The following is a 14,738-nucleotide window of genomic DNA, read 5'->3' on the forward strand; positions in this document are numbered from 1 at the left end:
CTTCGACACGATGTTCACATTTTCGATTCTATTTCATTTAAATTTATTCTATATAATGGGGATAAATCTGAAGCCGGATCATGACAACCATGGTGAAGGTAGTTGGTGAGTCATTATCTAAAAAGTGACCGCTGCATATGTAAGAATGTGAATACTATCACAAATGGAGAAGACTTCAGATTATAAATACTATAAATCATTGTTAAGAGAAGTGCAGGGGGGAGCAACATCATGGACGTATTGGATTTGGCACGGTTGCAGTTTGCAACCACAACGATTCTTCACTTTGTTTATGTGCCGATCTCCATTGGATTGTCGTTATTAGTGGCAATTATGGAGACGATGTATGTTATCAAGAAAAATGACTTGTACAAAAAAATGGCTCAATTCTGGGGAACGTTTCTGCTGATTAACTTTGCACTGGGCGTCGTCACCGGGATTTTGCAAGAATTTCAGTTCGGGATGAACTGGTCGGACTTTTCCCGTTTTGTCGGTGATGTATTCGGTACGCCGCTGGCGATTGAAGCATTGCTTGCATTTTTCCTGGAATCGACCTTTATCGGATTATGGGTTTTCGGTTGGGAAAGATTGTCCAAAACGGTCCATTTAATCTGTATGTGGTTGGTATCTATCGGTACGATGTTATCGGCATTGTGGATTCTAGCTGCTAATTCATTCATGCAACGTCCCGTAGGATATGAGATTCAAAATGGACGTGCAGAAATGAAAGATTTTGCCGCTCTGCTAACGAACGAACAACTGCTATGGGAATTTCCGCATACGCTGTTTGCTGCTTTTGCGACAGGAGCATTTCTGATCGCGGGTATCAGTGCATGGAAGCTGATGCAAAAAAAGAATATGGACTTTTTTAAACCTTCTTTCAAATTGAGCATTATTGTTGCCTTAATCAGCGCCATAGCTATTCCTTTGTTTGGTCATGGTCAGGCTCAATATTTAGTGAAAACACAACCGATGAAGATGGCTGCCAGTGAGGGCTTATGGGAGAACAGCGGTGACCCCGCTCCTTGGACAGTTATCGCATGGATTGATCCTGGAAAAAAGGAAAATACCTTTGAGATTAAAGTTCCTTTTGCTTTGAGTTTTCTATCCTATAGTAAATTTACCGGCTCTGTGCCTGGTATGAATGAGCTTCAGGCAGAATATGAGAAAACCTATGGTCCGGGAGATTATATCCCGCCAGTAAGAACCACGTTCTGGAGCTTCCGCATTATGATTGCGGCGGGATGTGGCATGATTGCACTCGCTTTATACGGAGCTTACCTGACGTTCCGTAAAAAGTTGGAAGGTTCACATCGCTGGTTCTTCCGTCTTATCATATGGGGGATATCCCTTCCATTCATTGGGAATACTTCAGGTTGGATCATGACTGAAATAGGTCGCCAACCGTGGACTGTATTTGGTTTACTTCAAACGAAAGATTCTGTTTCGCCTACTGTTGTGGCTGGAGAAGTGTTGTTCTCGTTCATCTCATTTACCACATTGTATTTAATTTTAACAGGTGTGCTGGCGTTTCTGTTTTACCGTACGGCTCGCAAAGGTCCAGATATTGAGCCGCATCAACAAACGGTAATTCATGATCCTTTTGCTCAAGGGGGTGACACCATTGTCGCTAAATGATTTATGGTTCCTATTGATTGCTGTGCTGTTTACTGGCTTCTTTTTTCTGGAAGGCTTTGATTTTGGCGTAGGAATGGCCACAGGATTGGTGCCGCGTAATGACCAACAAAAACGTTTGATGATCAATACGATTGGTCCATTCTGGGATGCCAACGAAGTGTGGCTGATTACAGCAGCAGGTGCGATGTTTGCCGCATTCCCGCATTTTTATGCAACCATGTTCAGCGGATATTATCTGGTATTTGTCTTTATTTTGCTAGGTTTGATCTTGCGTGGAGTTTCTTTTGAGTTCCGCGGCAAGGCTGAAGGGAAATGGTGGACAGGAACGTGGGATGCCTGCATTCTGATTGGCAGCTTTCTACCGCCGATGCTGTTCGGTATGGCTTTTGCGGCTTTGGTGAAAGGTGTACCTATTCAGCAAAACATGGATTTGAAAGCTGGATTTTCCGATGTATTCAATGGATACACCGTATGGATTGGACTGACAGTGGTCGGAATGTGTCTAATGCACGGACTGACGTTTATTTCCCTGCGGACGATTGGAGAAGTACGGGATCGCGCTCGTGTGATCGCGTCCAAGTTTCTTCCGGTATTGGGCATTTTACTCGCGGGCATGGTGGTATGGACTTATTTTGCAACGGATTTATTTGCACGTCGCGGTCCCTTTATGTATGCTGCGGTTGCGGTGGGAATTGTCGCCTATGTGTTGACATGGTACTTCCTGAAGCAGCGCCGTGAAGGATGGGCCTTCGGGATGACAGGTGCAGTGATTTTACTGACCTTCGTATCGTTATTCGTCGGTTTGTTCCCAAGATTTATGGTGAGCTCGATTAACAGTGCTTTTGATTTAACGATTTATAATGCAAGCTCCAGTCATTACACACTGAAAGCCATGACGATTGTTGCAGCAACGCTTTTACCCTTTGTGTTGGCTTATCAGGCATGGAGCTATTTTGTTTTCCATAAGCGTCTCAGTGAGAAGGATCATTTGGAATACTAATGGATAAGGCATGGTTTGAATTAAAGGGCATTCGGCCAGTGATGCTGCTACTGGCTGCCCTTTCCCTGCTCCAGGGGGCCGCAGTGATTGCACAAGCAGTCTTCTTGGCAAAGGCTATTACGATTTTATTTGATAAAAATCCGCTGGTGATGGCTTGGCCTTCACTGGCGTTGTTTTTCGCTGCTTTTGCAACGAGGCATACGGCGATCTGGCTGCAACGCCGGACAGCAGGCCGTTTTGCTGAAGCTTCAGGCGCTTCCTTACGGGAGCGTCTGCTTGCACGTTTGTTCGAACGGGGGCCGGGTTTTGCAGCGCGGGAAGGTAGCGGCAAGTTGGTGACGCTAGCGCTGGACGGCATGGACCGTTTTCGCACATATTTGGAACTGTCCATTCCTCGTATGATCGACATGATGGCTGTAACTATACTTGTGCTTGTGTATGTTTTCACATTGGATGTCATTTCAGGTGTGATTTTGTCGACTACGATGCCGATCCTGGTGGGCTTCTTTATTTTGCTCGGCTTGGCGGCACGGAAGCAGGCAGACAAGCAGTGGCGTTCCTATCGTCTGTTATCTCATCATTTCACGGATTCGCTGCGTGGACTTCAGACACTAAGGTTTTTGGGTCGTAGCCAAGAGCATGGGGAAACGGTTGGGAAGGTCAGCGACCAATACCGCACGGCAACGATGCGCACGCTGCGGGTAGCGTTTCTTTCCTCATTTGCCCTTGATTTTTTTAGTATGCTATCGGTCGCTTTTGTCGCGGTAGGCTTGGGGTTGCGCCTGATTAGTGGCTCGGTGGGTTTGGAGGCAGCGCTGGCGGTGCTTATTTTGGCGCCAGAATATTTTATGCCTATACGCCAGTTGGGATCAGACTATCATGCTTCACTGGATGGTAAGGAGGCTTGGGGAGCAATACGCTCCATTCTCAGTACAGAGGATGATGCGACCAAGCCGAATAAACAGGCAGCTAACGATAAAGGATTGGACATCACGGGACAGGACATTCTTGAGCTGTCTGATGTGTGCCTCCTTAATGAAGACGGTTCGGCTCGGCTTGAACATGTGTCTGCACATGTTGAACCGCACATGAACATGATCGGCATCGTTGGAGCTAGCGGTGCAGGTAAAACGACGCTGCTTAGTCTGCTTGGCGGCTTTGCTGATCCGACTTCAGGCGAGCTACTCCTGAATGGATGCGGATTGGCTGGGGAAGCCAAAACTGAATGGCAGCGTCATATTGCGTATATTCCACAGCATCCATACCTGTTTAGCGCATCTTTGGCAGATAATATCCGCTTTTATGAACCTGAGGCATCCAACCAGCAGGTAGAGTGGGCGATTGACGCGGTTGAACTGCGTGAACTGGTAGACGGTCTTCCGGGTGGAATGAATGAGCCCATTGGTGAAGCGGGTAGGACACTGAGCGGAGGGCAGGCGCAGCGGATTGCATTGGCGCGGGCATTGCTCAGTAATCGTCCGGTCATTTTATTGGATGAGCCTACGGCGCATCTGGATATTGAGACAGAGTGGGAGCTAAAACAGACGATTTTATCGGTTTTGAAACACAAAAGAGTGTTTCTTGCCACCCACCGGCTACATTGGATGCCAGATATGGACTGTGTCTGGATGATGAATCAAGGTCGTCTGGAAGAAGTAGGTTCCCATCAACAATTGATTGCCCGTAAGGGGGCATATTACCGATTGCTGACGGGGATGTCGGAAGGAGGGAACGGACGATATGAGAGTAACGGACAATAGCAGACAAGGCTGGTTTGTGACGTATCTGAGACAATATTTTTGGGCCTTTCTGGTAGCTGCTCTTTTGGGTGCATTGGCCATTGGATGTGCGGGCGCGTTGCTCTTTACGTCCGGTCATCTGATTACCCGTTCGGCCTTAAAACCGGAAAATATATTAATGGTGTACGTTCCAATTGTGCTTGTGCGAACATTTGGCTTTAGTAAAGCGGTTATTCAGTACCTGGAGCGCTTGGTAGGACATGATGCCGCACTGCGCCTTGTGTCCCGTATGCGGGTACGCTTATATCGGGCAGTGGAACCACTGGCGCTGATGATTCGCAGCAAATTCCGTACAGGGGACCTCTTGGGACTGCTGGCAGAGGATATTGAACAGCTTCAAAACATCTATTTGAAGCTAGTTTTGCCTGCGCTATCGGCTTTGCTAATTTATGCAGCAGGCATCTGGGCGCTTGGACGGATGGACGGAACCTTTGCCTTGCTCATGGCGTTATATGGCGGATTTTTGCTTTTTATTGCCCCAGCTACCTCACTATGGACCTCACTCGCCAAACGGCGAATGTTCAAGCAGGAACGGAGTAAAGCCTATCAGGAACTGACGGATGCTCTGTTCGGCATGAGTGATCTGGTGCTGAGCGGACGGACTGGGCATTTCCTGAGCACCTTTACACAACGACACAATAGGGCTGCCGTAATGGAAAATTCACTTCGCCGGAGCGAGTGGCGTTCTCATTGGATCGCACAATGCGTTGTAGGTGGCGGGGTTGTGATTATGACTGTGTGGGCCGGAGGACTGGTAGCACAGAATCGTATAGAAGCCACATGGCTGGCATCCTTTGCCCTTGTGGCTTTTCCATTGCTGGATGGCTTCGTTCGCGCTGGGGAAGCGGTGGTTCATGCGCCGGAGTATCAGGATTCACTTCGACGGTTAAAGGATTCGGAGAAAGACACACCTACACCTGGAGCAGGCGGAACAGCAGATATTCTAGAGGAACAGGCTACCGCTATGCGATTGGGCCACGGAGGAGACCTGCTGCTGAGCAACGTAAGCTACCGCTATGCAACAACACAGGAATGGAACGTGCGTAATATCTCCCTGCACGTACCACAGGGGGGCAAGGTTGCATTGCTTGGCCGCAGTGGTGCGGGCAAGTCCACGCTACTGAACCTGATTCAGGGAGCATTGCAGCCTGATGAAGGTAGCGTCACTGTCGCAGGGATTCCCGTATATACAGGTGGAGCATACTCCAGTCTATTTGCAGTGCTAAATCAGCAGCCGTATTTATTCGACACAACGGTAGCGAACAATATTCGGCTGGGACGACCCGATGCTACGCTGGATGAGGTTCGTGCAGTAACAGAGCAGGTAGGGCTTGGAGCCCTGATTGATTCTTTGCCAGAGGGCTACGATACCCGAATGCAGGAGACGGGTCTTCGTTTTTCCGGTGGAGAAAAACAGCGAATTGCACTGGCGCGGATTTTGCTGCAAAATCACCCGATTGTTTTACTGGATGAGCCGACAGTGGGGCTTGACCCGCTGACAGAGCATGAGCTCATGCAGACGATGTTTCGTGTGCTGGAGGGTAAAACGCTCATCTGGATCACGCATCATCTCACAGGAATGGAGCATATGGACGAGGTGATCTTTATGGAAAAAGGGGTCATTTCCATGCGAGGAAGCCATGAACAGCTGTGGCAGGAGCAGTCCCGATATCGCAACCTGTATGAGCTGGATCATCCGAGCCTGTGAAATGAGGTATTTAAAATTTTGATTAACTTTTATATACTGGTTAGAGTGGATGCGTCACATGTAGACATTCAACTGGAGGGGCTGATATAAATGAAAGCACTTATCTCTAAGTATTGGCATTTGATGCTGATTGGTTTTGTAGCCCTGAGCATGGGCGGGTTTGTCTTGTTTTATTTTCAGGGGAGCGTGTCGTCGTTTCCGGCCAGTCAACCTAAACAAGCTCAGGAAGAGCCAGACAAGACCAAATATGAGATTGTTACAGTGGGTGTAAAAGGGGACGGTTTCTATCCTAAAAATATTGAAGTGAAAGCTGGCGTTCCAACCAAAATCAATTTCAAGAAAATGACATCCTTTACTTGCATTGATGAAGTGCAGTCGTTGAAGATCGGAATGGACGTTTACCTGGATCACGAAAATAATTATTTTACCGTCAAGGACTTGAAGCCGGGGGTATATGAGTATAATTGTGGCATGTACATGTACTACGGGACGATCACGGTAAAATAAATCAAAATAGCTTTCTAGCACATGGATGCTAGAAAGCTATTTTTTTCCTTTAATCAATTAGGTTAATTGCGACAGTCTGTATATATACCATCATCCACCTGTGGTGCAATATGCATTATCCTTTATCCTTTACCTCTGATCAGCTTACATTGCTGATCTTTTGTTTTTTACAAGACTTCTCTCAGAAAATTTACATGAGAACGGAGCAGGCGGAATGGTGCTGGACAAGCGAAGCGGTCGCCTTTGTCCCCGGATTTCTACCTTTGGTTGCTTATTCAAGAAATCCGGGGACAACAGCGAGGGAAGCACCATCTGCATGCGTAGTGGTACGAATGTAATTTTTTTCATCCCATATATCTAATTTTGAACTGATTTTTCTCCTAATTCGTCGGGTACCCGCTTTCAAGCCAGCAAAGTATGATAATAGTATCTAGAGATGAGGAGGAGCTTGTTATGGGATCTTCAACTGAAACCGCTTCCAGTAATGGAGCTGTGATTCCTGAATCCAACCGGGGAAGACCGCGCAAGGCTCGCGGCCCAAAGCCTGAACTTGGTAGAAAAGGCTTGTGGGACAGTGTGAAGCAGCAAAAGTATCTTTATTTTATGTCTATTCCTTTCGTCATATGGGTGTTTGTTTTCAGCTATCTTCCGCTCTGGGGCTGGACGATGGCGTTTCAAAATTATAAGCCAGCTAAATCTTTTTCGGACCAGAAATGGGTAGGGCTGAATAACTTTATTGAGCTATTTCAGGATGAACGATTTTATCTGGTATTACGCAATACGCTAGCGATGAGCCTGATGGGGATTATATTTGGTTTTGTCGTACCGATCTTCTTTGCAATTCTGTTAAATGAGCTGCGTGGTATGCTGTTCAAACGGTTTGTGCAGACAATATCCTACCTTCCGCATTTTGTATCCTGGGTAGTTGTAGCCGGTTTGGTCACCAAGATGCTGTCCATTGACGGAGGCATTGTCAACGATATATTGGTAGCGCTTCATATTGTGGATGAACCGATTCAGTTCATGGCAAAGGGGAGCTGGTTCTGGTACATTGTAACCGCTTCCGACATTTGGAAAGAGACGGGCTGGAATACGATTATTTATTTAGCTGCAATCACCGGAATTGATCAAGAACAGTATGAAGCGTCGCGTGTGGATGGAGCGAGCCGCTGGAGACAGATGTGGCATATTACACTGCCGGGTATCCGCTCGACGATTGCCGTTCTGTTCATTATGGCGATTGGACATCTGGTGAGCAACGGTTTTGAAAAGCAGTTCTTGCTTGGCAATAGTCTCGTGACGGATTATTCCGAGGTGCTGGATCTGTACGCGCTCAATTACGGGATTAATTTGGGTCGCTTCTCTTATGGGACGGCAATTGGTATTTTCAACTCGCTGGTTAGCATTCTGCTGTTGTTTACGGCGAACGGTATATTCAAAAAACTAACTAAAGAAAGCATTATGTAGGGAGGGAGAGGCGAAATGACGAATAAGGCATTTAATGCTACCCGATCTGAGAAGCTGTTTGATCTGTTCAACTATATCCTCATGGCTCTGATCGTGGTGTTGACGCTGTACCCATTTCTGAACGTACTTGCGATTTCCCTGAACAATTCAACGGACACGGTTCGCGGTGGTATTTATATATGGCCCCGCCAATTTACGCTCGAAAATTACAAAACGATTTTCCAGTATGATGGCCTTCTTCAGGGACTGCAAATATCTATTCTTCGTACTTTGGTTGGGACGGTACTCGGATTGATCTGCGCGTCTATGCTTGCTTTTACATTGAGTCGGGTCGAGTTTCGCGCTCGTAAGTTTATTTCTACGTTTTTGGCGTTGACGATGTATTTTTCCGGCGGGATGGTGCCCGTGTTTATTTTGATGCGTGATCTGCATCTGCTGGGTTCGTTTTGGGTGTACATTTTTCCAGGCTTAATTAGCGCATTTAACGTGTTTGTTATTCGTTCCTTTATGGACGGTTTGCCGTATGCGCTACAGGAGTCAGCCAAACTCGATGGGGCGAATGATTTTACGATTTACTGGAGAATTATTTTGCCACTGTGCAAACCAGTATTGGCAACGATTGCTCTTTTTCTGGCAGTAGGTCAGTGGAATGCTTGGTTTGATACGTATTTGTATAATGGTGGGGCGCCGCAATGGACGACGCTACAGTACGAGCTGATGAAGATACTGCAAAGTACGCAGCAAGGCGGCTCCAGTATGACGAATAGTAACGATATGGCTAAGCAAATGGCTCAAATTTCACCAGAGTCGATTAAAATGGCAATCACGATTACGGTTACGCTCCCCATCTTGATGGTGTATCCGTTCTTGCAAAAATATTTTGTAGGCGGTATGACGCTGGGGGCAGTGAAATCATAAAAATCGGGATACCGGTAGTGAAATATAAGTTATTTGCAGGAGAAGTCATCATAGGAATATAGGAGGATTTATACATGAACAAACACTGGTCCAGATTTGCACTGATTCCCTTGCTCGCGGTGTCTCTTACCGCACTCGCAGGTTGTGGAGGAAGCGATAAAGCAGCGAAGGAAGGCGCGTCCAGCGGCACAGACCCGATTACGTTTAGCTTCTTCGGAGCAGATACAAGCCCGCAATGGAATGGAATGAAGGATGAAATAGGCAAGGAAATGACCAAGAAAACAGGTGTAACCTTGAATGCGGAATTTGATGTCAGCGGCGGAGGTGGAGATGACCGAATTGCTTTGATGGCAGCAAGTGGAGAATACCCGGACTTGGTTTCTCCTAAAGCGAATATTAACAAGCTTGTGGATGCGGGGGCCATGATTGATCTGACAGATCTGATCAACGATCACGCACCCAATCTCAAAAAGCTATATGGACCCTATATGGATCGTTTGAAATACAGTAATAAAGATCAATCCATCTATGTCCTTCCTACGTATGCAGGTGTGGGACAGGAGAGCTTTGACGCGACGGGCGGATTTGAAATTCAGCATAAGGTGCTCAAGGAGTTAGGTTATCCAAAGGTAAGAACGCTACAGGATTATGAAAACGTACTCAAAACCTATACAGCCAAGCATCCAACGATCAATGGCAAAAAAACGATACCACTCACGCTGGATGCAGACGACTGGAGAATTATGATTACCGTAACGAATCCTGCCTTCCAGACGACTGGAGCGCCAGATGATGGTGAATATTTTATTGATCCCACAACATTTGAAGCGAAGCTTCATTACAAACGTCCTGAAGAAAAGGAATATTTCCGTTGGTTGAACCACATGTACAATGAAGGGCTGCTCGATAAAGATTCGTTTGTGCAAAAAAGTGATCAATACAAATCCAAAATTGCCAGCGGCCGTGTCCTCGGTCTGATTGATCAGGAGTGGGGGTATCAGGATGCCGAAAATGCGTTAAAAGCTTCAGGCAAGGCCGATTCCAGCTACGCGCATTTTCCAGTTACACTTTCGGAGAAATACAAGGATAGCTCCTTTCAGGATATGGGCTTTGCGTCCGGTTATGGTGTAGGGATTACGGAAAATTGCAAGGACCCGGTGCGGGCTATTAAATTCCTTGATTATTTAGCTTCTGATGAAGGACAAGTGCTAGTGAACTGGGGGATCGAGGGCAAGCATTATGAGATCAAAGACGGCAAACGCGTCATTCCTGCCGATGTACTGGAGCAAAAAACGAACAATGCAACCAACTTCAATAAATCCACGGGTATAGATTTGTACACGCTCATCAGTGGACACTATGGTGACGGCGTGAAGGACCCAACGGGTAACTACTATACTGCCAAATTCCCGGAGCAAATTATCGCAGCTTATTCGGAGCCGGAGAAAGAATCACTTAAAGCGTATGGCGTAAAAACGTGGAAAGATCTGTTCCCGGACAAGAAAGAATTTGATGTAAAGCCTTGGGGCGCAGCCTATAACCTGACAACAGACAATGAATCCAACTATAACGTTACATTCAAAAAAACGACAGACATTATCCGCAAACGTATACCCGAAGCTATTTTAGCACCAGCTTCCAATTTTGATACGGTATACGACAACATGATTAAAGAACTGGATGCCGCCGGAGCTGTCCAAATGGAACAGCAATACACGCAACTGGTGAAGGACAGAGTGGAGTTATGGAGCGGTAAGGCTTCTAAATAGCTGACTGCTTTTAACGAAATTTTGAATGCCGGAATGACAGAGCGCTTGTCCTTATGGTCCATACGGGATTAGCGCTCTGTTTCATCTTGATGGGGGAGGGTTTGATGTGACGAAAGGCAAAAGACCACAGTCCCTGCGTTTATGGTATCGCCAACCTGCTGAGGTATGGGAGGAAGCATTGCCAGTCGGCAATGGAAGACTGGGAGCTATGGTATTTGGCGGAATCAGAGAGGAGCATTTGCAATTAAACGAGGATACGCTCTGGTCCGGGTTTCCCAGAGACGGCGTTCAGTATGATGCTTTGCGATATATGCAGCCTGTCAGAAAACTGATTGCAGATGGAAAATACAAGGAAGCGGAACAACTGATTAATGCGAATATGCTAGGTCGCGATACGGAAGCCTATCAGCCTTTGGGAGATTTGTGGATTACGCAGGAGGGCCTAGGGGAAATTGTGCATTATGAACGGGAACTGGATTTGCTGACCGGAATGGCAGCAGTCACTTTTCAAAGTGATGGAGTCCGCTATACCCGTGAAGTTATTGCCAGTGCGCCAGATGGAATCATGATGGTGTCACTGACTGCGAATAAGCTTGGGAAGATCCATGCATCTGTGCGCCTCACTTCCCCCCATCCTTGTGAAGACGAGGTTGGAGAGGATGCACATTTTGGTGATTCATCCAAATGGGATAGCGATAATGGCGATCCATCCGATGAGCCGATCAGGGACTTTATTACGTTGACTGGGCGAGCGCCCAGTCATGTGGAATCTAATTATCACGGCAATCATCCACAGTCTGTCGTTTATGAAAATGATTTGGGGATGGCTTTTGCAGTTCAGGCGAGGGTTATTCCTGAGGGAGGAACCTTGACGAAGGGTGCTGATGGAACACTGATCATCTCGGGCGCCGATAAAATCACGGTGTATTTGGCAGCAGCTACCGGATTTCAGGGATTCCACGTTATGCCGAATAGTGATGCAACGGAATCAGTAGAAGCATGTCAAGTCATTTTAGACGGAGCAATTTCGCTGGGAAGTGAGCAGGTGCGGCAACGCCATGAACAGGATCATCGAAAGCTGTTTGACCGCGTTGCATTAGAACTGGGAGGTGATACTCTAACTGACGAGTCCGTTCTACCGACCGATCTGCGATTAGAACGTTATCAGAAAGGTCAGGCTGACCCGGGACTGGAGGTGCTGTTATTTCAGTATGGCCGTTATTTGCTCATGGGCAGCTCGCGTCCGGGGAGTCAGCCCGCCAATCTTCAGGGCATCTGGAATGACCGGGTGCAGCCGCCGTGGAACAGTAATTATACAACCAATATCAATACGCAGATGAACTATTGGCCCGCAGAGGTATGCAATCTTGCCGAGTGCCATGAACCATTGCTGCACATGATTGGAGAAGTGGCTCGTACGGGACGGAGGGTAGCCTCCATCCATTATGGTGCTCAAGGGTGGGCAGCTCATCACAATGTAGATGTGTGGAGATACGCCGGACCTTCAGGGGGCCATGCCAGTTGGGCGTTTTGGCCGCTTGGGGGTGTATGGCTCACTGCTCACCTATGGGAGCGCTATCTGTTTACCCTGGATACAGCCTATCTGGCAGAACAAGCTTATCCCCTCATGAAGGGGGCGGCAGCCTTTTGCATGGACTGGCTCGTGGAAGGCCCGGAGGGTCGGCTTGTGACATCCCCATCCACATCACCTGAAAATAAATTTAAAACGCCGGATGGCGAGGAATGCAGTATATCTATGGGCTCCACCATGGATATGACGCTGATTCGGGAGCTGTTGGATAACTGCATTCAAGCTGCGGACCTGTTGGAATTAGACGATGAGTTCCGCAACCGCTGTGAGGAGACACGGGCACGGTTAATGCCCTATCAAATCGGACGTCACGGCCAGTTACAGGAATGGTTTGTCGATTTTGAGGAAGCGGAGCCTGGGCATCGACATGTTTCGCATCTATATGGGTTATATCCCGGTCGACAAATTCACATCCGTGATACCCCGGAGCTGGCTGAGGCAGCCCGTATATCGCTGCGTCGACGGCTTGATCACGGTGGTGGGCATACCGGATGGAGCTGTGCCTGGTTGATTAACCTGTACGCTCGGCTGGAAGATGGCGACGCCGCACATCGGTATGTTCGCACGTTGCTGTCGCGATCGATCTATCCTAATTTATTCGATGCTCACCCGCCTTTTCAGATCGACGGTAATTTTGGTGCGACAGCGGGGATTGCAGAAATGCTGCTACAAAGCCGTCCGGGAGAGCTGACGTTACTGCCTGCCTTGCCAACGGCATGGTCGGAGGGAAGGGTCAGTGGATTGAAGGGGCGTGGCGGGATGACGGTCGGCATGGAATGGTCTGGTTCCAGGCTCGTCCGTGCTGAATTGACCGCGTCTGTCCAGACGGGAAGCTGCACAATTCGCTATTCACATCCGTTTAGCGCAGATGCTCGTCAGGCTCTGCCTGATCCTGAGCATGGAGGATTTATTTTGTCATGGATTTTTACCAAAGAGCAGGAAATAACGAACCAACATACGATTATAATTGAAGGAGAGGAAGAGATAATATGACCATTTTTCAATTTCCGCAGGACTTTATGTGGGGGACCGCGACGGCAGCTTATCAAATCGAGGGAGCTTATGAGGAGGATGGGAGAGGTTTGTCGATCTGGGATACCTTTGCCCATACGCCTGGCAAAGTATTCAACGGTGATAACGGCAATGTAGCTTGTGACAGCTATCATCGCTACGAGGAAGATATCCGCCTAATGAAGGAGCTGGGCATTCGTACATACCGTTTTTCAGTGTCCTGGCCGCGTATATTTCCCAATGGTGACGGTGAAGTCAATCAAGAAGGATTGGACTATTATCATCGCGTAGTCGATTTGTTGAACGAAAATGGGATTGAACCGTTTTGTACACTGTACCATTGGGATCTGCCTCAAGCGCTTCAGGATGCTGGAGGATGGGAGAATCGTCGCACGATTCAAGCGTTTGTCCGGTTTGCAGAAACCATGTTCCGCGAGTTTCACGGTAAAATACACCATTGGCTAACATTCAATGAACCATGGTGCATCGCCTTTTTATCCAATATGCTGGGTGTTCATGCCCCGGGTCTGACAAATCTTCAGACAGCCATTGATGTAGGACATCATTTGCTAGTTGCGCATGGTCTTTCTGTGCGCCGTTTCCGCGAGCTGGGCACCAGTGGCCAGATCGGTATCGCTCCCAATGTCTCCTGGGCTGTTCCTTACAGCACATCTGAGGAAGATAAAGCCGCTTGTGCGCGCACCATTTCCCTGCACAGTGACTGGTTTCTTCAACCTATTTATCAAGGCTCGTATCCTCAGTTTTTGGTAGACTGGTTTGCGGAGCAGGGAGCCAGCGTGCCTATTCAGGATGGGGATATGGATATTATCGGCGAGCCTATTGATATGATCGGTATCAATTACTATGCTATGTCAGTTAATCGTTTTAATCCTGAAGCCGGGTTTCTTCAATCTGAAGAAATCAATATGGGGCTACCTGTAACGGATATCGGTTGGCCAGTGGAGTCGCGTGGGCTGTACGAGGTACTGCATTATTTGCAAAAATACGGTAACCTCGATATTTATATCACAGAGAATGGGGCTTGTATCAACGATGATGTCGTGAATGGCAAGGTTCAGGATGACCGTCGCATTTCGTATATGCAGCAGCATTTGGTGCAGGTACACCGGGCTATTCATGACGGTCTTCATGTCAAAGGATATATGGCATGGTCACTTATGGACAATTTTGAGTGGGCAGAGGGATATAATATGAGATTTGGCATGATTCATGTTGATTTCCGCACACAGGTCCGCACCCCGAAGGAAAGTTACTATTGGTATCGAAATGTAGTAAGTAATAACTGGTTGGAGACCAGACGTTAAACGAT

General features: G+C 47.5%; 10 protein-coding genes. All 10 read left to right on the plus strand.

What is annotated here, in order from left to right; translation table 11 throughout:
* Window positions 1-231 precede the first annotated feature (231 nt).
* The 10 genes from WA407_RS20265 to WA407_RS20310 all read left to right on the plus strand — a co-directional run bounded on the left by WA407_RS20265 (window position 232) and on the right by WA407_RS20310 (window position 14,733).
* Window positions 232-1,638 carry a cytochrome ubiquinol oxidase subunit I gene (locus WA407_RS20265; protein ID WP_336078248.1) on the plus strand — a complete coding sequence of 469 codons (1,407 nt, stop codon included), beginning with the start codon at window positions 232-234 and terminating at the stop codon, window positions 1,636-1,638.
* Window positions 1,625-2,638, plus strand: coding sequence for a cytochrome d ubiquinol oxidase subunit II (gene cydB / locus WA407_RS20270; RefSeq protein ID WP_061828918.1), 1,014 nt, complete (start codon window positions 1,625-1,627; stop codon window positions 2,636-2,638). The genes WA407_RS20265 and cydB overlap by 14 nt, the downstream gene beginning before the upstream one ends.
* A complete protein-coding gene (cydD, locus tag WA407_RS20275; RefSeq protein ID WP_336078249.1) occupies window positions 2,638-4,398 on the plus strand; it encodes a thiol reductant ABC exporter subunit CydD in 1,761 nt (586 codons plus the stop codon). Before cydB ends, cydD begins: the two co-directional genes overlap by 1 nt.
* The gene (gene cydC, locus WA407_RS20280; RefSeq protein WP_336078250.1) at window positions 4,379-6,145 is read left to right on the plus strand and encodes a thiol reductant ABC exporter subunit CydC; all 1,767 of its coding nucleotides are present in this window, start codon (window positions 4,379-4,381) and stop codon (window positions 6,143-6,145) included. The genes cydD and cydC overlap by 20 nt, the downstream gene beginning before the upstream one ends.
* 90 nt (window positions 6,146-6,235) lie before the next feature.
* Complete coding sequence (locus WA407_RS20285; RefSeq protein WP_336078251.1) at window positions 6,236-6,652, plus strand: cupredoxin domain-containing protein; 417 nt, start codon at window positions 6,236-6,238, stop codon at window positions 6,650-6,652.
* A 453-nt stretch (window positions 6,653-7,105) separates the two neighbouring features.
* Complete coding sequence (locus WA407_RS20290) at window positions 7,106-8,119, plus strand: ABC transporter permease (RefSeq protein WP_254329517.1); 1,014 nt, start codon at window positions 7,106-7,108, stop codon at window positions 8,117-8,119.
* A gap of 15 nt (window positions 8,120-8,134) precedes the next feature.
* Window positions 8,135-9,037 carry a carbohydrate ABC transporter permease gene (locus tag WA407_RS20295; RefSeq protein WP_023990333.1) on the plus strand — a complete coding sequence of 301 codons (903 nt, stop codon included), beginning with the start codon at window positions 8,135-8,137 and terminating at the stop codon, window positions 9,035-9,037.
* Between the two features lie 74 nt (window positions 9,038-9,111).
* A complete protein-coding gene (locus WA407_RS20300) occupies window positions 9,112-10,806 on the plus strand; it encodes an ABC transporter substrate-binding protein (RefSeq protein ID WP_336078252.1) in 1,695 nt (564 codons plus the stop codon).
* A gap of 106 nt (window positions 10,807-10,912) precedes the next feature.
* Window positions 10,913-13,390, plus strand: coding sequence for a glycoside hydrolase family 95 protein (locus WA407_RS20305; protein WP_336078253.1), 2,478 nt, complete (start codon window positions 10,913-10,915; stop codon window positions 13,388-13,390).
* A complete protein-coding gene (locus tag WA407_RS20310; RefSeq protein WP_254329519.1) occupies window positions 13,387-14,733 on the plus strand; it encodes a GH1 family beta-glucosidase in 1,347 nt (448 codons plus the stop codon). The genes WA407_RS20305 and WA407_RS20310 overlap by 4 nt, the downstream gene beginning before the upstream one ends.
* Window positions 14,734-14,738: the final 5 nt, after the last annotated feature.

Origin of the sequence: Paenibacillus sp. 203, assembly GCF_037027525.1 — a bacterium.
GTDB lineage: Bacteria > Bacillota > Bacilli > Paenibacillales > Paenibacillaceae > Paenibacillus > Paenibacillus polymyxa_B.

What these genes read in the sequence shown, in the direction of transcription:
- WA407_RS20265 (WP_336078248.1), top strand. Translation starts at nt 232, where the DNA reads ATGGACGTATTGGATTTGGCACGGTTGCAGTTTGCAACCACAACGATT.
- cydD (WP_336078249.1), top strand. Translation starts at nt 2,638, where the DNA reads ATGGATAAGGCATGGTTTGAATTAAAGGGCATTCGGCCAGTGATGCTG.
- cydC (WP_336078250.1), top strand. Translation starts at nt 4,379, where the DNA reads ATGAGAGTAACGGACAATAGCAGACAAGGCTGGTTTGTGACGTATCTG.
- WA407_RS20285 (WP_336078251.1), top strand. Translation starts at nt 6,236, where the DNA reads ATGAAAGCACTTATCTCTAAGTATTGGCATTTGATGCTGATTGGTTTT.
- WA407_RS20290 (WP_254329517.1), top strand. Translation starts at nt 7,106, where the DNA reads ATGGGATCTTCAACTGAAACCGCTTCCAGTAATGGAGCTGTGATTCCT.
- WA407_RS20295 (WP_023990333.1), top strand. Translation starts at nt 8,135, where the DNA reads ATGACGAATAAGGCATTTAATGCTACCCGATCTGAGAAGCTGTTTGAT.
- WA407_RS20300 (WP_336078252.1), top strand. Translation starts at nt 9,112, where the DNA reads ATGAACAAACACTGGTCCAGATTTGCACTGATTCCCTTGCTCGCGGTG.
- WA407_RS20310 (WP_254329519.1), top strand. Translation starts at nt 13,387, where the DNA reads ATGACCATTTTTCAATTTCCGCAGGACTTTATGTGGGGGACCGCGACG.